27 protein-coding genes and 1 riboswitch are annotated in these 20,375 nt (G+C 33.5%); of the genes, 18 read left to right on the top strand and 9 right to left on the bottom strand.

The window, feature by feature from the left end; genetic code table 11:
* The first annotated feature begins 21 nt into the window (after positions 1-21).
* The 7 genes from ACQKMV_RS13090 to ACQKMV_RS13060 all read left to right on the top strand — a co-directional run bounded on the left by ACQKMV_RS13090 (position 22) and on the right by ACQKMV_RS13060 (position 3,635).
* The gene (locus tag ACQKMV_RS13090; protein ID WP_427504424.1) at positions 22-597 is read left to right on the top strand and encodes a DNA-3-methyladenine glycosylase I; all 576 of its coding nucleotides are present in this window, start codon (positions 22-24) and stop codon (positions 595-597) included.
* Entirely contained in the window at positions 587-1,270 is a 684-nt protein-coding gene (locus ACQKMV_RS13085) for a DUF1963 domain-containing protein (RefSeq protein ID WP_427504423.1), read from the top strand. The genes ACQKMV_RS13090 and ACQKMV_RS13085 overlap by 11 nt, the downstream gene beginning before the upstream one ends.
* Before the next feature lie 105 nt (positions 1,271-1,375).
* Positions 1,376-1,576: a hypothetical protein gene (locus tag ACQKMV_RS13080; RefSeq protein ID WP_427424144.1), complete on the top strand. Its 201-nt coding sequence runs from the start codon at positions 1,376-1,378 to the stop codon at positions 1,574-1,576.
* A gap of 228 nt (positions 1,577-1,804) precedes the next feature.
* Entirely contained in the window at positions 1,805-2,107 is a 303-nt protein-coding gene (locus tag ACQKMV_RS13075) for a hypothetical protein (RefSeq protein WP_427504421.1), read from the top strand.
* 228 nt (positions 2,108-2,335) lie between these two features.
* Positions 2,336-2,461, top strand: coding sequence for a hypothetical protein (locus ACQKMV_RS13070; RefSeq protein WP_427504420.1), 126 nt, complete (start codon positions 2,336-2,338; stop codon positions 2,459-2,461).
* Positions 2,462-2,539: 78 nt separating this feature from the next.
* Complete coding sequence (locus tag ACQKMV_RS13065) at positions 2,540-2,929, top strand: hypothetical protein (RefSeq protein ID WP_427504418.1); 390 nt, start codon at positions 2,540-2,542, stop codon at positions 2,927-2,929.
* Positions 2,930-3,014: 85 nt separating this feature from the next.
* Entirely contained in the window at positions 3,015-3,635 is a 621-nt protein-coding gene (locus ACQKMV_RS13060; RefSeq protein ID WP_427504416.1) for an NAD(P)-dependent oxidoreductase, read from the top strand.
* 429 nt (positions 3,636-4,064) lie between these two features.
* On the opposite strand, the gene ACQKMV_RS13055 is transcribed toward ACQKMV_RS13060, so the two are convergent.
* The gene (locus tag ACQKMV_RS13055) at positions 4,065-6,476 is read right to left on the bottom strand and encodes a M60 family metallopeptidase (RefSeq protein ID WP_427504415.1); all 2,412 of its coding nucleotides are present in this window, start codon (positions 6,474-6,476) and stop codon (positions 4,065-4,067) included.
* A 239-nt stretch (positions 6,477-6,715) separates the two neighbouring features.
* A riboswitch (cyclic di-GMP riboswitch) is annotated at positions 6,716-6,799 on the bottom strand.
* A 341-nt stretch (positions 6,800-7,140) separates the two neighbouring features.
* On the opposite strand from ACQKMV_RS13055, the gene ACQKMV_RS13050 reads away from it, so the two are divergent.
* Positions 7,141-7,440 carry a DUF2089 family protein gene (locus tag ACQKMV_RS13050; RefSeq protein WP_427504414.1) on the top strand — a complete coding sequence of 100 codons (300 nt, stop codon included), beginning with the start codon at positions 7,141-7,143 and terminating at the stop codon, positions 7,438-7,440.
* Positions 7,440-7,739, top strand: a complete 300-nt coding sequence (locus ACQKMV_RS13045; protein ID WP_427504412.1) for a hypothetical protein — start codon at positions 7,440-7,442, stop codon at positions 7,737-7,739. Before ACQKMV_RS13050 ends, ACQKMV_RS13045 begins: the two co-directional genes overlap by 1 nt.
* A gap of 235 nt (positions 7,740-7,974) precedes the next feature.
* Here ACQKMV_RS13045 and csaA read toward each other — a convergent pair whose 3' ends face one another.
* Entirely contained in the window at positions 7,975-8,307 is a 333-nt protein-coding gene (gene csaA, locus ACQKMV_RS13040; protein ID WP_427504410.1) for a chaperone CsaA, read from the bottom strand.
* Positions 8,308-8,325: 18 nt separating this feature from the next.
* Entirely contained in the window at positions 8,326-8,856 is a 531-nt protein-coding gene (locus tag ACQKMV_RS13035; protein WP_427504409.1) for a hypothetical protein, read from the bottom strand.
* 385 nt (positions 8,857-9,241) lie between these two features.
* Between ACQKMV_RS13035 and ACQKMV_RS13030 the strand changes: the two genes are divergently transcribed.
* The 3 genes from ACQKMV_RS13030 (at position 9,242) to ACQKMV_RS13020 (ending at position 11,150) form a co-directional block, all read left to right on the top strand.
* Positions 9,242-9,709 (top strand): NUDIX hydrolase, encoded by a 468-nt coding sequence (locus ACQKMV_RS13030; protein WP_427504408.1) that lies wholly within the window; start codon positions 9,242-9,244, stop codon positions 9,707-9,709.
* A gap of 146 nt (positions 9,710-9,855) precedes the next feature.
* Positions 9,856-10,554, top strand: a complete 699-nt coding sequence (locus tag ACQKMV_RS13025) for a Type 1 glutamine amidotransferase-like domain-containing protein (RefSeq protein ID WP_427504407.1) — start codon at positions 9,856-9,858, stop codon at positions 10,552-10,554.
* A gap of 359 nt (positions 10,555-10,913) precedes the next feature.
* Complete coding sequence (locus ACQKMV_RS13020) at positions 10,914-11,150, top strand: DUF5316 domain-containing protein (RefSeq protein WP_427504564.1); 237 nt, start codon at positions 10,914-10,916, stop codon at positions 11,148-11,150.
* A 330-nt stretch (positions 11,151-11,480) separates the two neighbouring features.
* Here ACQKMV_RS13020 and ACQKMV_RS13015 read toward each other — a convergent pair whose 3' ends face one another.
* Positions 11,481-11,624, bottom strand: a complete 144-nt coding sequence (locus tag ACQKMV_RS13015; RefSeq protein ID WP_427504406.1) for a YjcZ family sporulation protein — start codon at positions 11,622-11,624, stop codon at positions 11,481-11,483.
* A gap of 307 nt (positions 11,625-11,931) precedes the next feature.
* Between ACQKMV_RS13015 and ACQKMV_RS13010 the strand changes: the two genes are divergently transcribed.
* Positions 11,932-12,213 carry a hypothetical protein gene (locus tag ACQKMV_RS13010; protein WP_427504404.1) on the top strand — a complete coding sequence of 94 codons (282 nt, stop codon included), beginning with the start codon at positions 11,932-11,934 and terminating at the stop codon, positions 12,211-12,213.
* A 168-nt stretch (positions 12,214-12,381) separates the two neighbouring features.
* On the opposite strand, the gene ACQKMV_RS13005 is transcribed toward ACQKMV_RS13010, so the two are convergent.
* The 5 genes from ACQKMV_RS13005 to ACQKMV_RS12985 all read right to left on the bottom strand — a co-directional run bounded on the left by ACQKMV_RS13005 (position 12,382) and on the right by ACQKMV_RS12985 (position 16,291).
* The gene (locus ACQKMV_RS13005) at positions 12,382-12,687 is read right to left on the bottom strand and encodes a DUF3784 domain-containing protein (protein ID WP_427504403.1); all 306 of its coding nucleotides are present in this window, start codon (positions 12,685-12,687) and stop codon (positions 12,382-12,384) included.
* 445 nt (positions 12,688-13,132) lie between these two features.
* A complete protein-coding gene (locus ACQKMV_RS13000; protein ID WP_427504401.1) occupies positions 13,133-13,558 on the bottom strand; it encodes a hypothetical protein in 426 nt (141 codons plus the stop codon).
* Between the two features lie 143 nt (positions 13,559-13,701).
* Positions 13,702-14,205: an NUDIX hydrolase gene (locus ACQKMV_RS12995; RefSeq protein ID WP_427504400.1), complete on the bottom strand. Its 504-nt coding sequence runs from the start codon at positions 14,203-14,205 to the stop codon at positions 13,702-13,704.
* A gap of 198 nt (positions 14,206-14,403) precedes the next feature.
* Positions 14,404-15,774, bottom strand: a complete 1,371-nt coding sequence (locus tag ACQKMV_RS12990) for an anti-sigma factor family protein (protein WP_427504399.1) — start codon at positions 15,772-15,774, stop codon at positions 14,404-14,406.
* Positions 15,752-16,291: an RNA polymerase sigma factor gene (locus ACQKMV_RS12985; RefSeq protein ID WP_427504397.1), complete on the bottom strand. Its 540-nt coding sequence runs from the start codon at positions 16,289-16,291 to the stop codon at positions 15,752-15,754. Before ACQKMV_RS12985 ends, ACQKMV_RS12990 begins: the two co-directional genes overlap by 23 nt.
* A 448-nt stretch (positions 16,292-16,739) precedes the next feature.
* Here ACQKMV_RS12985 and ACQKMV_RS12980 point away from each other — a divergent pair, with 448 nt between their 5' ends.
* The 5 genes from ACQKMV_RS12980 (at position 16,740) to ACQKMV_RS12960 (ending at position 20,375) form a co-directional block, all read left to right on the top strand.
* The gene (locus ACQKMV_RS12980) at positions 16,740-17,048 is read left to right on the top strand and encodes a hypothetical protein (RefSeq protein WP_427504395.1); all 309 of its coding nucleotides are present in this window, start codon (positions 16,740-16,742) and stop codon (positions 17,046-17,048) included.
* Positions 17,049-17,262: 214 nt separating this feature from the next.
* Positions 17,263-17,682 (top strand): hypothetical protein, encoded by a 420-nt coding sequence (locus ACQKMV_RS12975; protein ID WP_427504394.1) that lies wholly within the window; start codon positions 17,263-17,265, stop codon positions 17,680-17,682.
* A gap of 189 nt (positions 17,683-17,871) precedes the next feature.
* On the top strand, positions 17,872-18,744 hold the full coding sequence (locus ACQKMV_RS12970; RefSeq protein ID WP_427504393.1) for a DnaD domain protein: 873 nt from the start codon (positions 17,872-17,874) through the stop codon (positions 18,742-18,744).
* A gap of 246 nt (positions 18,745-18,990) precedes the next feature.
* Positions 18,991-19,566 carry a GNAT family N-acetyltransferase gene (locus ACQKMV_RS12965; protein ID WP_427504392.1) on the top strand — a complete coding sequence of 192 codons (576 nt, stop codon included), beginning with the start codon at positions 18,991-18,993 and terminating at the stop codon, positions 19,564-19,566.
* An 89-nt stretch (positions 19,567-19,655) separates the two neighbouring features.
* Complete coding sequence (locus ACQKMV_RS12960; protein WP_427504390.1) at positions 19,656-20,375, top strand: MBL fold metallo-hydrolase; 720 nt, start codon at positions 19,656-19,658, stop codon at positions 20,373-20,375.

Genomic DNA, 20,375 nt, shown 5'->3' with positions numbered 1-20,375 from the left:
TAGAAAATGGAGGATATATAAATGAAAAGATGTGAATGGGTCAAGCTAGATGAACCTTTATATGTTGAGTATCATGACAAGGAATGGGGTATTCCTGTCTATGATGATCAGCATTTATTTGAGATGCTCTGTCTAGAAGGGGCACAAGCTGGACTTAGCTGGTGGACAATTCTACAAAAAAGAGAGGGCTACCGGGCAGCATTCGACCAATTTGATGCTTCAAAAATCATACTCTATACGGATGATAAGCTAGAGGAGCTGAGACAGGATTCTCGCATCGTTCGTAATAAGCTTAAAATTGCTAGTGTTGTGACGAATGCTCAAGCTTTTCTACGAATACAAGAGAAATATGGCTCCTTCTCTCAGTATATTTGGGGCTTTGTGGATCATCAGCCGATCATCAATGAATGGTCGTCCATAGCAGATGTACCTGCTACAACAGAGATAAGTGAACGAATGAGCAAGCAATTGAAAAAAGACGGTTTTAAATTTGTTGGAAGTACGATTTGCTATTCATTTATGCAGGCAACAGGGATGGTTAATGATCATATCGTAGATTGTATTTGTCGCAGTGAGGGATCAGCGGATGAAAATTGATGAAATTAAGGCACAGCTAGTGAGACAAGCAACGATTTTTGAAACTGGTGGAGTTAGACCTACACATGACATGCTAGAAAGCTGGATTGGCTATGTAGGATGGTCATTACCTGGAGAACAGAGGCCACAAGGGTTTCAGCCACTAGCTACATTATTTTTAAAAGATCTTCCTTTTGTACCCGCATCACTACAGCATATTGAGCTGCTAACGTTATTTATCAATGAAGCAATATTTGATCACCTCATAGAAGATGATCTTAGCTGTTTTTTTGAAATAAGAGCATATACATCTATAGAAGGATTAATACAGCAAAATTGGCAGCATGACCATATCCGTGCTTTCCCGCTTATTCCAAAACTTATTGACAATGATTATCCGACATGGGATGGGGGAGGGATTCCATCTGATGTAGAGGATGAAATTTTGAGGCTAGAGCACGAGGAAGATTTTGAGTACTTCGATGATATCGTAGAGGAAATATACGCCGTTCATAAAATAGGTGGCTATCCCGCTTTTTGCCAAAGTGGTCGTGATTACGGTGAGGACTTCCCCTTTGTTTTACAGATCGCCTCAGACGAGAAGGCGTATTTCAATATCGTCGATAATGGGAATTTCTATTTCTTTTTTAATCCAGACCTAAATGAGTGGCGTGTTCATTGCGATTTTTATTAGCAGAAAAACCATTAATCTATAAGGAATAAAAGAGGAAAAGACAGCATACTTAAGATAGATGTGACAGTCATACATCCATTGATGACGTGATTAGGAGGAATGAAGATGAGGAGGCATACTTCCGACATTAAAAGAGTAAAGAAGGTGAAGAAAATGGAAAACAAAACAGTTATTAAAAGCGGTATTAGTTTTGGCTCGGTATTGGCCATTACTATTTCTTGGAGTGTCAATCATTCGATCATATGGGCAATCATACATGGTTGTTTAAGTTGGTTGTATGTAATTTATTACGCAATAATAAGATAAAAAATGACTAGCATGTGGAATCCTATCATAGAAGCGGAAATGGAACCTGATACTGTGCAATTGTTTAGTGATACATTGCAACGTATACATACAATAGTGAATGTGTGCTTCATTCATAACTTTTGAGCATGTAGCATAAATAACAAAGTGCTCTTTTTTCGATGAAAAGCTCATAATAAGAAAGTTTACTTACATCGTTCCGTGTATCGTAGAAGAAAGGTTGATAGGATGACACATCAAGTAACCGCCACCAGCAATATTGATTGTAATGCTACAGGTGTTGATGAAATATTACAAAATGTAGCTTTTATATTATCTACTTTCGTAATATCTTGCCCTTTATACAGAGATTTTGGTTTTAGACTAGACACTCTTCCACCTTTCCAGCTTGTCAAAAGACGTAATACCGCACGTCTTATAGAAAGCATTCAACGTTTCGTGCCACAAGCCATAGTAATAGATGTTGATTATCTTGGAGATGCATATGTAGGAAAATTAGAACCTGTTGTGAAAGTCATCGTTAATGAATAAACTTTTAAGGTGAATTTTGTCTTTACCTTATACCAATTTTGCCAGGCTATTAACATGTTAGCCTGGCAAAAATAATAAGGGGACTATTTATAAATAATTCATACTTCGTAGAGTGAATCGACAAATAAGATTTGTTGATCCACTGTTGAAGTTGGATTTTCATTAGTTTTTGAAATTTCTTGATTGTCCTTTGAGGGTATCTTTAATAGTGAGGTGGAGTTGAAAAATATGGATGCAAATCATAATCTTGGGCTGGAGGGATTGCAGCGAATTTTAGCCCAAACCTCGTGGGTTTTGGAAGCATCCCATGAAATTGATACGATCTATACTCTGTTTTCATTGAAGAAAGCGTGACTGTAAGAAAAGTAGACCAGCAGAATTTTTTTTATGAGATAAGCGTATTCTATTAAAAAGATGAATTGGAGAGAATATATGAGAGGGTTAATTAAAGGCCTTTTTATTTTATTTTCCTTGATAGTAATAACTGCAGCCTTGATTAAATATAATCAACCTTCATCTGAAAGACCCATTCAAAAGAATCCCGAAATAAATTATGCTGATGAAATTGGTGAGAAATTACAAAATACAAATTTTACAAAAAAAATTTTAGTAGCGTTACGAGCAGCAGGCTATTATCCAGATAGTACAATAGGTTATTTAATTGATTCTCCAAACAATCAAGTAATCACAATACAATTACACAATTTAGATAAATTTGATAAGAGTACAGAAAGCGAAATCCAAAATATCGTCAACAGTATTGCGGAAAATAATGATCTACAGTTGTTTATGGTAAATATCAGACTTATTGATGTTCATTAACAATGCTTTGTTCAATAAATACATTTGCATTAAAAGGATGGTTAGAAACCTCTAAGTGTTATAATCAAGTAAAGAGGTGATCATTTTGAGGATTTTAGTGTTAGGTGCCACTGGGCGCGTTGGTAGCCACATTGTTTCTCTAGCGTTACAAGATGAACATAGCGTTACTGCTTTAGTTCGTGACCCAAATAAGCTAGAGATAAATGATGAAAATTTACATATTGTACAAGGGGATGTCTTAGAAAAACAAGATTTAGAAAATGTCATGGCAAATGTTGATATTGTGATTAGTGCATTAAACACAGATGGCACAAATACTTTAACAGAAAGTATACCGCTAATTCTTGATGCAATGGAAAAAGAGCATGTGAAAAGAATTATAACTGTTGGAACAGCTGGTATTCTTCAAAGTCGTTTGACGCCGAGTATTTTACGTTATCAATCGAGCGAATCAAAAAGAAAATCAACCTTTGCAGCAGAGGAGCATCACAAAGTCTATCATCTATTGAAGAAATCCGACACTGATTGGACAATCGTCTGTCCCACATACTTACCTGATGGTCAATACACGGGTACTTATCGTATCGAAAGAGACTTTTTACCGGATGGTGGGGTAGAAATATCTGTAGCAGATACCGCGGAGTTTGTATATCAACAAATTCAGAGCATGGAATATGTGAAATCGCGTGTAGGGATTGCATACTAGATTTTCAATCAAATGCGTAATTAAATATAAGAAGAGGACAAAAAGAGTCTGAAAAATCAATAGGAGTGGAAGTTGGGAGACCCTGTTCAACAAAAAAGTTGCGTTTATCGAAGGAGGATAATACATCTTAATCAAACAGGGGGGGCGACTCTCAACGTCTCCATACATAAAGTGGCTGTAAATGCAGTCATATGTGATTTTAAGTATATCTTTGCCGTATTGGCAAAGATATACTTAATTTAATTTTAGGCAGAGATATACTTAAAAAGTAATCACGTTATCAAATTACTTATTAAATAAGATGTTTTCTTCGGTACGAACAATAGATGTATAACTTTTTACCGATACCCATTAACAAATGAAATCAAGTCTCAACATATACAAGCTCAATTACAATTTTACGTTAATACATTTAATAACGTTATTTGGTTAATGTAGTTTAACTGTGACATTCTCTTTAGCAGATAGCGTAGGGGTAATTGCCTTTACTTCTACTGGTTTTAGCGTATTTAATTTTTTATCATAGCCAACTACTTTGTACGTATAACTTTTTGTTGTATCTACATTTTTATCGATAAATTGTTCGGTACTAGTAAAGCCGATTAATTCATTATCTCTAAAAATTTCATAACCTAAGAAATCCTTTTGATCCGCTTTATCAACCGATAAATTTAGCGTATTTGTTTTGGCAGCTTGGTTTGAAGCAAATTTTACGTTTACATTTTTACCTTTCATACCATTTCCTTTATAGCCAGCTGCACTATTATTTAAATACCATATTTTTTTATCTGGTTTTGGATATTTGCTCGTTTTTGCTTTTGTTTCGTTATTTACGACAAAGCCATGACGAGCAAAATGTTCACTTAAATCTAAACCAAGTGCTTCTGAAGATAATTCAACTAAATATTGTTGTTTAGATCGATCACCATCTGAAAGTGTCACATCTCGTTCGCGGTATAAAGAATTTAATTTACCCCAATACCCTGGGCTATACATTTCAAGTTGCCAAAAAACAGCTAGTTTTTCAAATAGAGCTTGATTGTTATAATCTTTTGAATTTTCTTTTAGTACGTTTTTATAGACGTTCGCTTCATACGGAATACGTCCATCGATTTTGCCATAAAATGCTGAAATATGCTGTGGAAGCATATTGTTTGTTACCTCCCCGATAGTTCGTACACCAATATCCATACGATGACCGATTTCATGGATAACGCCCCATGAACCGCCTTTTTCTTCAATTGGAACTAAGATATTGGATACGACATCATCCAGTGTACCGATATGATCGCCAGCCGCATACATATACGCATAAGGCTGTGCAAGTCGTACGTTGTCTCTAATTAATTTAGGGTCATTTTTTTCATTTCGTCCATCTAAACCGTAATACTTAAATAATTCGTTCATTAGACGATTATACGATTCAATTGTTTGTAGTGGGCTATAGCCATTTTCTATATACGTTTTGTAAGCACCTGTTGCAGTACCTGTCCAGAATAAATGGTCACTAACGATTTCTACGATATCTAGTACTTCGCGATCTTCAACATTAGGATATTTTGCTATATCTTCATCAATTTTTTTCTTATAGTCGATTAAAAATTGTTTGAACTCATCGACATTTGTGGACTTCGTTGCAAAAGGAATGCTATCAACACCTTCAAATCTTAATTTTGGTGCTTTAATTTGCTGTTCAGCTGTATAGGGGTTTTCAATATAAATTGTTCCACCCGGTGTGACTGCCTTCTTATATTGAGAAGTTTTAGGGATTGCAGGAACAGTGATGACGTTTTTACCGACTTTTAAGCTTACACTTTGTCTCCAACTATCCCAAGCACCTTCTTGTTGCGCAAAAGCTAAGCGTGGTAATGGCCCAGATGTCGATGCGTCAACGTAAACGATAATTTGATCGCCTGGCTGAGCAGCAAGTCCAGTTGGTTGCAAATTGTTGCCAAAGCCAAACTTTAATTTTTCATTCGCATGCTTTACCATATTCCCATGTTGCTCGGCTACTATTATTTTTCCTTCTGTAACGACTTCACCATTAATAACTTTCTTAGCTAACTCTGTATTCTCTTTATAAGTAGCATATAGTGGATGCGTTGTTGCTTCTGCTTCTAGTGCGTTAATTTGCTCGATACTATTGAATTCAGGTGAAACTTTGTTCATTGTACCGTCAGTAAATAACTTCGCCATTTTATCATCTAAGGTATCTTCTTTATAAAACTGAAACTCTGATGCACTTGCCCAGTCTTGATTTGCTTTAGTGAAAACAAATTTTACTCGTTTAAATTCTGTAGGCTTGAACTGAATTTCCACGATATCTCCTGTAGAACCTGTATATTCACCAGATGAAACGAGTGTAAAATCATTGCCTGTATCTGTAGTGGAGCTATAAATTTCAAACTGCTGAGCAAAACCTTTACCTTTCGCAGAAGATTGACGAGCAGCATAGACAATTCTATTTAACGTAGACGCTTCATTAAACTGGATAACGACTTCATTTGTAAATGATGCACTGTTCGGTTTTCCAGTTTCCCAATGTGTATTCATGTCGCCATCAATCGCTTTAACAATAGTAGAATTAGCATATCTTCCACCGTTGTTAGTGATCGATTTAATGTTCGTGTTCGCCATTTTAAATACGTCATCGTATGCTTGTAAAATCTCTTTTCCATACAAATCAAATACTTTCACCGAAGCGATCGTAGGATTAGTACTAGCTTCATCTGAAGTTTTGACAATGTTTCCATTCAGATTTTCACTTGCTATAACATTCAATGGACCGCCGACTAAATTCAAAGCCAAGGTAGATACTATTACAAATTTTACCGTTTTCATGCATGATTCCTCCTAATGAATTTTTCCTGCGGAGCACATAAAAAAGCTACTCAAAGAAGAGTAGCTTAATTTCAAATAAGGAAATCATAAAAAAATCCCACAAAAAAATGAGGGCACTGAAAACGCTAAAAGATTAAAATTCGTCTTTAAGAAATTATATTAAAAAATCATTTTTCAGTGGATTGCAGATAAATGCAATATTTTTTACGAACTTATTAAACAAAAAGTATTATGTACTCTTTGGCAACTGGCTGACATAGTTATAAACCTTAGTCCCTATAGCTTTGCGTCCCTAAATTTCTTTACGTTTGCCTATTCAATTATTCTACAGTAAAGAATAGCATAATGAAAATAATTACCAAAGAACAATTTGTACTATATTTTGACGCCTGTTATTAGGGTAAAATGCCGGATTTTTTTCACTAATGGAAAAGTAAAGAGATTTATCGATGGGGAATATGTTACGCGTGAGTGATTTTAGTAATGGTTAAACTGCTTAACTATCAGCTACTTATGTCAGCATTATAGATTAAATAAGCCATATGTTTCCTCGTCTAAAAAAGCAATTTAGCTTAAAATAACCTTAAAAATAAATGAATAATATTAATGGATACTTGAATTTTATTTAATTTTTATTTAACATTATTAAAAAGGAGGGGGTAATATGAACCGTGATGAAGTACCAGCTTGGATTTTGTCTTTAGATAAAGAATCTGTTGAATTTATAAGAAAATTTATTATAAATTCTGGGTCTTTAAAGAATATATCTAAAATTTATGGTGTATCATATCCGACTGTAAGAATTAAATTAGATACATTAATTAAAAAAATTGAACTAAATAGCAATACTGAAGACCTGGAATTTGTAAATATGATTAAGAATTTGGTAATTGATGAACGGTTGAGTTTAGAGACGGCAAAAATGATTATTGATAAATATAAAAGCGAAAGGAATGATGAATAATGGATTCAATTTATAAATGGATAATAGCCATTTTGATAGCCATTGTAATAATAGGAATTCAATCTTTTTTATCTAGAAGAACAAAAGTTTACTGGGGAGTAGTTGTACCTATTCTGTATTTAGTTTTTATTTTCGGATGGTGGTCCATTAAAATGGATAATGTCAATACATATTCACTTATTAAGGTTGCAGTTGGTGGTTCGGTGTTTTTATTAGGAACTTGGGCTAAAGGAAGGGAATCACTAAAAAATAAAAGAAAGAAAGAATTGGAAAAAATGAAGTTACATGATATTAGTTAATGAATATAGAAAATAGAGTGATCAAACTTTTTTCAAATGAAACAACGCCAGTAAAATAATAAAAGGGCCACATTAGTGACCCTTAGTATCAAGTCAGGAGGTGTAAGGCTAAATTTGCTCTACACTACTATATTTATGTTCTGGAAGTTATTTTAGTTAGTTTTGTGCCTGAGAAATAGATTCATTAAAAAATAAAAATATAGAGTATAAATCAACAATCATAAGATCTCTATCTTTAACTAATTTTAGTTCCATTTGGTACAGACTGATCAGGAGTTAATAGAATTACATCTCCTTCCACAGGAACTCCGCCAATCACTAAAACTTCAGATTTAAAGCCTGCTACACGACGGGGAGGGAAATTAACAATTGCTACTACTTGCTTATTAATAATTCCTTCTGGTGTATAGCGTTTCGTAATTTGAGCAGAGGATTGCTTGATTCCAATATCTTCCCCAAAATCAATTTTCATTTTAATGGCAGGAACTCTTGCTTTCGGAAGTTCTTCAGCTTGGATAACAGTACCAATTCTTATATCAAGGTTCATAAAGTCCTCTATAGTTGCCATAAAAAAATACTCCTTCATTTAATTTTCAATTTGTATAAACTCATGTAAATTCTTTTCGATCGCAGAATTTATTTTTGCTAAAGTAACTGGATTAATATTTTCGAATATTGCATATAACGATTCAAATGAAGCATGGAGCTCTTTGTTTTGATTTAATTCATCTCGAGTAATTGAAAAATTCTCTAATGTTGTAGGATGATTGTGTTGTTTTAATTCCTGTTCAATTTTCTCAAGGAGTAATAGAAAAGGTTGGTCATTAAAATACTTAAAGCATGCTTTGATAGCTGCCCAATTATTAGGCTGAGCCATGAAATAAGAACTCCACCAATAAAATTCGATAAGAGATTTACTAATATGGGTATAATAGACATTAAACATAAATAATGCTCTTTGGCCTTCAGTAAGTTCCTCATAAAAACATTCTTTAACACCGATATTAGTTTCTTCGGACATTCTTTCCTTATAAATCTTAATTAGCGGTTCGAAGCACATTTGACTTAGATTGGAACAGTTTAGATCAAATTCCTCTTCTTTTACCTTTATTATCAAAAACAATAACACTCCTTCCTAATAATATAACATTTGGAAATCGGTAGTGCAGTTGTTTTTGCCACATGAGTAAATAACATCAAAAGAGTTATTATTATTCATTGTGGGCGAAAATGCAGAAAAAAATCCAAAGGATGTAAACACGAAGAAGGGCACGAAATAGCCATTCACACATATACCCATCTTTAAGAACTAATGATTCCCTCTTATTCAACGTGAGATTTCTTGAATGGAAATTCCTCCTTTGTTTTTTTACTAGAAGTAATAATGTAAAATAATGATGTTTATGGTGATTTCAACTTTTAATGTACTAGGCTAGTTTTTTAAATATATTATGAAAAAGGACATTTAAGAGGTCTACAAACAAGGAATGGGGGCATCAATTATGAATGATTACATTAAAACGATGAGACAGATGATTGGGCATGAAACGCTATTGACTATTGGTTGTGGAGCAATAATTGAAGATGATAGGGGACGTATTCTTTTACAAAAAAGGACCGACAATGATATTTGGGGAATCCCAGGAGGCATCTTGGAAATCGGAGAAACTTTTGAAGAAACAGTTAGAAGAGAGGTCTTTGAGGAAACTAATCTTATTCTGAACAACGTTTCATTGTTTGGATTATATTCAGGTAAAAATGGTTTTGCAGAGTACTCAAATGGAGATAAAGTATTTAGTGTTCAAATAATTTTTTACTCTAGTGATTATCAAGGTACTTTACAAATCAATGATGAAAGTAGCGAATTGCACTTTCTATCGAAAAATGAAATACCATTCAATCTAAATCCTCACCAATCCCCATTTATTAAGGATTGGAGCAATGGTATACCAACTCCAGTAATAAAATGAAAAAGATCTTAAATGGGTGGGATTCCTTAGTGAAGTCATCTATTTTTCGCATTCATTTGGAATCTATTAATTTTATAGAAATAGACTGAATATTCAGGGGTGTTATATAATCAATATACAATATTTTCAAAAGGGAAGTGGGAAAGATGAAACAAATTATTACATTAGGAGGAGGGGGCTTTTCTATGGAGCCTCATAATCCGTTATTAGATACATATATTTTGCAGCAGTCTAACAAAGCCAATCCTAAGATTTGCTTTGTTCCTACTGCAAGCGGAGACTCTGAAAATTATATTTCAAAATTTTATTCTTTCTTTGATTCACAACAATGTATTCCGTCTCACTTATCTCTTTTTTCTCCTCCTACTCGTGATTTAGAAAGTTTTGTTTTGGAAAAGGATATTATTTATGTTGGGGGAGGAAATACTAAAAACCTTTTAGCTTTATGGAAAGAATGGTCATTAGATAGCATTTTTAAGACTGCTTGGCATGAGGGTATCCTTTTAACAGGCATTAGCGCTGGCTCAATTTGTTGGTTTGACGAAGGAATAACAGATTCATTTGGGGGAGATTTAGAGCCGATAACATGTTTAGGGTTTCTTCCAGGAAGTAATTGTCCTCATTACGATGGAGAAATCAATCGAAGACCAGCTTATCATAACTTGGTTAAAGCTAATAAACTCTCATCTGGAATTGCCGCTGATGATGGAGTAGCCGTTCATTTTATCGATCAAGAAATCCATAAAATCGTTAGTTCAAAACCTAATGGTAAAGCATATAGGGTATCCTTGGATAAGGATATCAATGAGCAAGAGTTAACTGTTGAATATTTAGGAAGTATTTAAGAACTTCAAAGAATAAGCCTACTCCTGACTTTCTTGTCTCGAAATGGCTTATTTTTACTTTAGAAGAAAATAGTTTATGATTTTAGTCTTCGTAACTATTCTAAGAGTAGTTACATATTTTTCAAAAACTCCTTTTGGCTTATGTATTATGATCAAAAGACGTAAAACCAGTACACATTTCGCACTGTCACTATATCCAAAGACAGGTGCTACCGTACATTAAATTGAAAAGTAAACTAAGCACTATAAAATAGTGAAACAAATTTTGGTAATTAAACGTAAAATAAGGAGAGGGGTGATTTGCGTTGAGGTATTTATTAATTGGTGTTTTCTTATCATTATGCAGTGTCCTGATATCGATGATTTTGTGGGGAATGGAAAAGATTTATTTAGTTTCAGGCACGGTTGGCTGTATCTTCATTGTCATTTCAATGATTTTTTCGGGGTCCTTGGCTAGTGGGGATAGGATGAGGGCAAATTTTGCTACCGAATCAATTGAAAATAGGGACGAACGCAATAAAATTACTATAAACTCCTTATACATTGCTTTACCAAATATTATTGTTGCAGTTTTATTTTATTATTTTAGTAAATAATAAAAGAGCGCTCAGCACTATTGAGCCTTTTTTGAAGTTCTAGATGATGACTGTAATTCCTTTACTCCTCCTCAAATAAAAAATTAATTTCCTAGATTTTTCTAAAATAATATTTTAGCCTGATGAAAGTTGACCATCTAATCTAAAAGGTCACTCGGACAAAAGTGACCTCTTTGTTTTACTGTAGGTGTAAGGCTGGTGATTATCCTACTATTTAGGATGCGTTATTTTGTAACAGAGGTTTTGAAAATGAGTGAATGTGACAATGATAAATAGCATTAACTTTTTTAATTGAACATCTGAATAGAAAGTAAATATTTTAAAATTTAATTAATAGCGCATGAATGTTGCACCGACAATAATTAAAAGAATGAAGAGGACTACGATTAAAGCGAATGTTGAACCATTGCCGCCACCGCCATAATAGTAGCCACAACCTCCACTACCAATATTTCCACTTTGCCAGTATCCCATAAATATCCCCCCTTTCTACAAGCTATAATATGCTCAGGTGTTGAAAGGAGAGGAGTTATTCATCTAAAATTTACTCAGTTGGATTAAAAATTTGAAAAAAATTTATGAGGAATTACTCAAAAAAATGGACAACTATGTGAAAGTGGATCTCGAATTTTTGAGATTTCTTAGACATACGACATTTCGAGAAAGAGACTATTCTACTTCAATTAATAAAAGTAATTTCATTTTTATAGAATAATAAAATTGAAACTATTACAAATTTCAATCGTATAAAATAAGGAAGGTTCTAGGAGGTGTTTATACTATGCCGATTATTGGATGGGCAATTTTAATTTTTTCAATTGTATGTTACTTACCTTTCTTTATCTGGCTTTCTGCTAGTTATCTAGGTAACGGTGATCAATTAAAAAGAAAAAATAGCTTTTGGATATTATTGATGTTAGCGGGATTATTAAATTCTTTGAACTTATTCTTATTTAAGATTCCGGATACATATTCTTTAGCAGTAACAGTCATCATCATTTTATTATTTAACCTATATATGTTTTTCGTTGTTTGGAAAGATAAAAGAAAAAGTATCGTTTAGATAAATTAAAAGTGGTAGAATGACTAACGAAACGTTTGAGAATGACATAATGTACGTAAAAAAGTTCCCCTTGAAGTAGACAATATAATCCATGTCTACATTCAAGGGGATATTTTATATTTATTACAATTATCAAGGGAAATGAAAAGTGCCTAAGCAAGACTCTTTTTAAAGTGACTTATTAATTTTTTGTTTCCAGACCAAAGTTGCTACTGTACCAAGGCATATACAAACGGCATATATAATACCGCTAATGTTACCCCAAAACTCTAGTCCAAAAGGTAACAGTAAGGTTGCAATACCTACTATGTAAGAGAATATCCCAAATAGCTTAGCTAGTTTATCTTTATCACCAATAAAAATATCTTCTTGGTAACCCGCAATAAGCTCCAGTTTCTTTTTTATATGGATAAGATAACCCATGAAAATAATTAGTATAGCGAGAACAATACAAGTAACATATCCAGCAATCATTTTCGTCACCTCACTTATATCAGTTTAATTAATATACGAATGTAATGAGAAGGGGTTTTCCAAATTATTACTGAAGTTGATCTATCTCGCAATACGAGGATTAATTGAGGAAAGTAGGTAAGGGGAGTAATTAGAAAAAAAGCATAAAGTTTTTCCATCATGCAAAATCTTAGATAGTTAACCCGAAATTAGATAATGTCTATATATTTATCAGCACAGTTCCAAAAAAAGTTGGGGAAATTGGATAATAATAAAAGAGAAGAAATAAGGGTCACTCGAACCAAAGTGACCCTAAACCACAAACTAGGAGGCGCAAAGCTAAGTTAGCTTTACACTACTATAAATATGCTTTGATAGTTATGCTTGTATAGTGAAATGCCTGTGAATTAGATTTAAAAATAAAAGTTACAGGTGAACTTTTGAAATTATGTATAAGTCACATCTTCTACATGTTCGCCTTATTTATTTTAACGCAATATAAGTAGTAACCATAGCAGGTATAATAAAGTGCTATGAGACTAAAAAAAGAAACCTTGTTCATATAACCAAATATAGCTAATGCTAGTAGACTAAAGCCAAATAAATTGATCATCAAATCAAATGCTTTTGATTTGGCGTTTTGACTTATTACAATATTCCGTTCATCATTTTCATCAATAAGCTGTTCCTTAGTTTTATTTTTTTCATCTATCATTCTAGTGAAGCCCGTACTTATTAGCATGACTCCACAAAATCCAACACCTATTGGGACTAAATCCATTCGAATAAAAGGTATATTTAAAATTTCGGCACCAACAACACCTAAAATGATACCCGAAATTATAAGTAATGCACCAACAATTATCGCTAACCATAATAGCTTATTTTTCATTAATTTTTTCTCCTTATATAAAATCAAAATATCTTAAGACTGAAGAAGGAGCTTAGTCTTTTTTTGATGAATATGCTTCTGTAAAACGTTAATTCCTAGCTGCCTTCCATTATAATAAAGTATAAAGCTACAGCCTAAAACAGCTATCGATAAGAAGGTTTGTTTCTTAAAGTTGCTTGTAATACTAAGTGTGCAAACTCATGGTCATTGATTACATAAGGTACTTCTTCTGGCTCAACCCAAATGCGTGAAATCGTTTCATGCTCACGAAGAAATGGGAGACACTCTTGGATTTCCATGCTATAAAACATTTGATAGCCAATTAAAGGGTATTTACTATCAGCATTGTATAAAGGGTTCTCTTCGTGACTGACTTCAATTGCTCCAATATAATTGATTTGGCCCTTTACATAGCCTTCTTCAAATGCCTCTCTATGCAATGCTTCTTCTGGTGTTTCTCCTTTTTCTATATGACCCCCAGGAAAGTTAAATCCTCTTCCGTCTACATAAACTAACAAAACCTTTCCTTGATAAAAACAAACTCCATGTACACTCGTTACTTTACTGTAATCTTCAACTATTTCATTTGGTAGCCAAGTCAGTTTAAGATGATGACCGCTCCAATTCACATAAGTTTGGTTGTTCATCTGAATACTTCCTTTTAATTATTTATTAAAATCATTATATTTCCATTTTAGTTAATTAAAAGATATATGTAAATTATAATTAATAACTTGATAAAAAAATCCTTCTGAATAGATCTTATGTCAAATTCAGAAGGCCTTTTAATAGATAATATTTCGAGTTGAATTATTTCAGGAAGTCAAAGTAATTTGTATACACTTTTAGTGAACATCAACATCAATTGGTTCATCAAAATAAACAAATTTTGTTTCAGTTTGACCGTAAAGAATAAAAGAATCTAACTGAATGTCCTTGTTTAATGTAAAGGTCGTATATGTTTTATCTTTATCTGTTCGTAATCGGGCTGTATCCCATGCTGTTTTATGATCGACTTTAATATCCCAACTACTAATGGTCGTTGACTTTGCATCTGAAGAAATCTCAAGAGATTGATCTGATTGGAGCTTCACTTCATATGATGTACCTTTATAGGTGAATGAATAAGGTAATTGGTCAACTGTTAGTGCATGTCTTACATTCGTTGGTAGCTCAAATTTTGCTCCAATTACAGATAAATAACCTCCATCACGTATGCTTGGGAATGTGCTAAGTGTTTCAGTATGAGCTAGGCAATCATTTTGAATGCTAATAGTATCTTCAGGAATTGAGCGTTTTAAAGTTTTTCCATCTGCATTTATTACATCATATAGAATTTGTGCATTATAACCTACATAAGTATCCTTTTCAGTTACAGGTAAATCAGCAGTATATTGTGCTACTTGTTGTTCTACAAATGTTGCCATATCGTTCGTGAATTGTGTTTCAAATTTGAAGATAGAGTTGTAAGGTCCATGCTGTGCACGTATGAAATTTACGTCAATGCCGTCCTTTTTAAAAGAAGAATGAAGTGTGATATTATCCGTTTTGGCTAACAATTCCTGTCGGTTAATAGGTACTTCAAACGACCACTGTCCATCAATGTCATATATGTGTTTAAAGTCGAAAACTAATTTAAATTCAGGGTAGGGCACATCAAATAATGGAAACACATAGGTAATTTCATTTGTTGATGGTTCTGCATAACTACCTATAGATTCGGTTGCCCCGTTTGGTAGAACGAGTGATATATCATTTACATTACCTTCGTTCGATTTATTGAAGAAAAGTTCATCACCGTTATAGCCAGATGTAGCTAATGTTACTTCTATGAGAGCATCCGTTACTTTAACGTCCTTTACGCTAATCGTTACAGAGGAAGAACTAGTTGAGGATTCCTTCTGTAAAATCGAAAATACTAGAAATAATAAAGCTGCTGTGACGAAAACAGTTGCTAAAGCTGCTCGCCAGTCTCGTTTTTTCGGATGTACAGTCTTTTCCAACGATAATTGATTCATTACCTGATTTGTAAAAGCAGCCTCAACATTCACAGGTGAGAACATAGTGCTTATTGCATGTTCCGTTTCAAGCAGCTCCTCAAAAAGTGCTGAGCAAGTTGCGCATGAGTGGATATGCGTATCAATTTGCGCTGTTGACTCTTCAAGTTGTCCATCGATAAAATCATACATTTCTTCAGTCGATAAGCAATTCACCATTTAAAACTCCCTTCAACTTGGATTTTCTTAGCCGAGTTTTTGTTCTATATAAACGATTTCGCACCTCGGTTATGGGAATATGAAGTGTTTCAGCGATTTCTTCGTACGTGCAGTTACTGGCATACTTAAGAATAAAAATTTGACGCGTTTTATCGTCCAATGTTGTAAGGCATTGCTGTAGCAACTCTTTCTGTTCTTTAGCAATCAATACTGATTCTGGTGTACATAATGATGGCGTTTCCTCAAGTGGTGTCGCATCTTCTTTATGCGTCCGCTTAAAATCGATAAGATGATTAATCGCAATCCGAAAGAGCCATGCTTTAAAAGAGCCGCCCTTAAACTTTGGTAAGTATTCATAGCATTTTATAAACGTTTCTTGTGCAATATCCTTCGCTAACTCTTCGTCTTTCGTCTGATACGTTAAATAGCTGACGAGTGGCTGCTTATATGTATCAACAATGATGCGAAAAGCCTGTTGATCACCGGCTATGATTTTTTCTATAAGCTGTTCATTCACAAAATCCACCTCCTTACATTAAAAACGTAAAATATTTGAAAAAATCTCAAGTGGATGGAAATTTTTTTTGTAAAAGATTCTATTTAAAACAGGCTATAAACATTAGTACTTCGTTTCTCCGTTTTTAATAGGGGCATTCAAGTCTATTAAAATTGAAACTATAATTTTAATTATATTAAAAATAGTAGTAAAGATTAGAAAATAGCAGTAACCCAAAAAATCATGCATTGAAGCGGAAGCTAAAAATAAAACTTACAACTTTTGTTAAGTTAATGTTTGAAGATGAACAAAACTAACAAAAATACTAAAAGAGTCACATTTAACCAGATGTGGCTCTTTCTTATGCATCTAATAGCTATGAATAGAAGTGATGGAGGCAATCTTAATGCCAGTTGATTAAGATGCAACCATGTTTGTTATCAACTTTACACAACGGAGAGGTGGTACTATGCAATTAACAGATGGTACATGGACATTTGATTCAGAAATAATCGATGAAACTGCAAAAAAATTAGAACGAGATGAGCAGGAGCGGGAGATGTTAAATGCTTTTGCTCGCTATGCTTACCTACGATACAAGCAGATTCGCGATAGTGTAAATCCTCGTAAATGTAAATACATGAAGATTGATCAAGTGCGTGAACAATTAAAATCACCAGCTAAATTACGAAAAGTTAGCAGTCTTTTCGATATTTCGGAAGAAGAAGTGCATTACATTATAGATTTTGCGAAAAAGTATTTGAAGTATGTAAAATGAACAAAAAATCTCCCGGTAAAAAATTTTTTAACCGGGAGATTATTATTTTATATAAATTCTCTAGGCCTTTCATTCACCGTAATCACTTTGTACAGGCTCATGGAATTGTTAACAGAGGAATGTTATTGAAAAATGACGTGTTTGCAAGGTTATCATTTCTCATCTTTCTATACTATATAGTATTATAAAGTTTAGAATTAAGGAGTGTGAGAATATGAGATTCATTAAATTCCTTCTGATCATTGTAATTATCCTCGGTGTTATTGGTTATGGTGTTTATCATTACGGTATGCAGTTTGCATCCGATAAGGTTGTTGATACTATTTCAACAGAATTAGAGAAAAATGGTCAAATGGATGAAATTAAAACTACGATTGAACGTGACCCTCAATTAAAATCATTTATGGAAGAAGCTAAAACTGCAGATAGCAGCAAGTTGCCGTTTACAACAAAAGAAGAGGCTACGAAAGTATTGATTCAAAAAGTTGGTATCTCGGAGCTTAATAATATAAGAACAAAAGTACAAAATGGTTCAATGACGAAAGAGCAAGTTATTCAAGAAATGGAAGGTAAATTAACAGACGAAGAAATTATGGCGCTAAAAGTAATCGTTTATAAAGAATTATATAAATAAAACATTCGCAGACCATAAAAAGGAAAAAATAGGACATGTCATTGGAGCATGTCCTATTTTTTTGCATTCTAAAGTGAGGTAGTCCATATTTTCAACAAAATATTTGTCCCTTATGTTGTACAAAATTTGTATATAAGTTAATGAATGAAGAATAACTCAAAGAACTTACAAAACAAAAGGAGGGGCATTATGGCTATATTTAGGGTTCATAAAAAGGCGAATTATGTTGTGTTAGACAAAGGATTTTTGAATGACAAACTTTTAAGCTGGAAAGCAAAAGGCTTGCTCGCTTACATGTTGTCATTGCCAGATGATTGGTCATTTTGTATTTCTGATTTATCCACTCGGAGCAAATGTAGTCGTGATTCTACTGCTAACATTATCAAGGAACTAACTAAAGCTGGCTATATTCACAAGGTGCAGGGGAGAACAAATCAAGGGAGATTTGGCATAACAGAACTCTTGGTGTTCGAAACACCACAAGTTGAACCGTCTAATGAAAATCCGATAACGGTAAATCCGTTGACGGTAAACCCGATAACGGAAAAACCGTCACTACTAATTAATAATAAATCACTAAATAATAATGTACTAAATAGTAGTTATTATTGTTATAAGAGCCATTCCTCGGAAGAGAATTATCCAAAACCACAAATGGCATTCCAATTTTACGAGCAAAATGGCTTTGGTTCTCTAGTTGAGCATGTCATGCACAAAATCGATTATTGGATTGATGATCTTTCGGAAGACCTTGTTATTCATGCTATGAAGCAAGCAGTAGAAAGCAATGCGCCTCGTTGGAATTACGTTGAAAAAATTTTACACGCTTGGATTGATAAGAAGTTTAAAACAATTGAAGAGGTGGAAGCGGACAAACTTCGATTTAAGGCTCAAAAAAACCAACGACAACAGTGTACGAATCGATCCAACCATCAAGGGCGTAAAGAGGTTGTCCCTGAATGGTTCCATCAACGCCATAAAAATTACAGTGATATAGAAGGTGGAGAAGCTATTGATTTTGAAGCTGAGCGTCAAAAAATCTTAGAAACATTAGGGAGGTAACTAAGAGTGCAAGGTGAATGATATTAACCGAGTTTGTAGCTGTTTTTATGATGACATTTTTGTCAGCTAACTGCATGTCCCGAAATTATAAAAGAGGAGGCATAAGAAATGAAGATTATGAAATTCATAGCAATTACTGTTTTACTCTCTACGGAAGATCTCTCTGATATATCCAAGGATAAACCTCATTTTGCATAATATGGTACTATGAAATGGAAGTTGACTATATTGCAAAGGGGCATGCTTATGAGCACACATTTCACCTTTACGGATTTCCCTGTATTAGAAACAGACCGTTTTATATTACGAAAAGCACAGGAAAATGATTGCTTTGATCTTTTTGAGCTTTATTCAAATGAAAGTGTTGTGAAATACATACCATTGGAACCTTTTAACTCAGAAGAGGATACAAAAAGTGAAATGATTTGGTATGAAAAAATTTTCGAGGATCAGAGTGGTTTAAGATGGGTTATAGAAGAACCTGCCACCAAAAAAGTAATTGGAACATGTGGTTTTTTAAATTATGAAAAAGCCCATAATCGTCTAGAAATCGGTTATGATTTAATTCCTTCTTACTGGAGGAAGGGCATAATGAAAGAGACATTGAGTACGATCATTCATTTTGCTTTTACAAAGATGAAAGTTAACAAAATAGAAGCAAAGGTCGACCCTGAAAACATATCTTCCGTTAAATTATTAGAAAAATTAAATTTTTGTCAAGAAGGTATGTTAAGAGAGCATGAATTTGAAAAAGGAAAATATGTGGATCTAGTTATTTTTTCTATTTTGAAAAGGGAATATAATAATCTCAAGCATGTATAACATTCTTGAGGTTAAAATTAGCTTTAGAGGGTAGTAAAAAACTAAACGTTTATAAAATAACCAAGTTATTGGAAATGGAGAGCTGCTTTATGTTGAAATTTATCGGCTCAGGTAGTGCATTTAATACGAAATTAGGGAATAATTCAGCATATTATAAAGTGGGGAATCAGATGTTACTTATAGATTGTGGTAGCAGTATTTTTCACCGCATTAAGGAAAATAATTTACTGAAAGGTATCGAACACATCCATGTATTGATAACCCATACACATGCGGACCACGTAGGAAGCCTTGCTGATTTTATTTTTTATAGCTATTATTGCCATGGTGAAATGGCAAAATCTAATGTTACTGTTTATTCCGTTCATGATGTAAAAATTGAAGAATTGTTATCCATTAATGGCATTACCCCAGAAGTTCATTGCTTTACAAAAAAATTGCAATCAGATACACAATACACTCTTAATTTCTGTAAAGTACTTTTCGAGAGATCTAGTCATGTTAAGGAAATACCTTCTTATTCAATTGAATTATATATAGATGGCAAGCTTATTTATTATACAGGAGATACAAATAGCCTAAAAGCATCTTTACGAACTCCAAATGAATCGAGTAAAGTCTACGATTACGTTTATGTCGATACTTGCAAAGCTGATTATGAAGGCAATGTGCACTTGTCATTACGAAAACTTAGTGAGCTAGTGAGTCCTGATGTTCGTTCAAAATTTTGGTGTATGCATTTAGATGAAGGCTTTGACCGTCAAGAAGCTGAAACGTTAGGGTTTCATGTTGTGACGAACGAATTTTAA

Origin of the sequence: Lysinibacillus sp. NPDC094403, assembly GCF_050278745.1 — a bacterium.
GTDB lineage: Bacteria > Bacillota > Bacilli > Bacillales_A > Planococcaceae > Lysinibacillus.
Note: the sequence above shows the minus strand (reverse complement) of the source record. Positions and strands in the feature narration are given on the sequence as shown.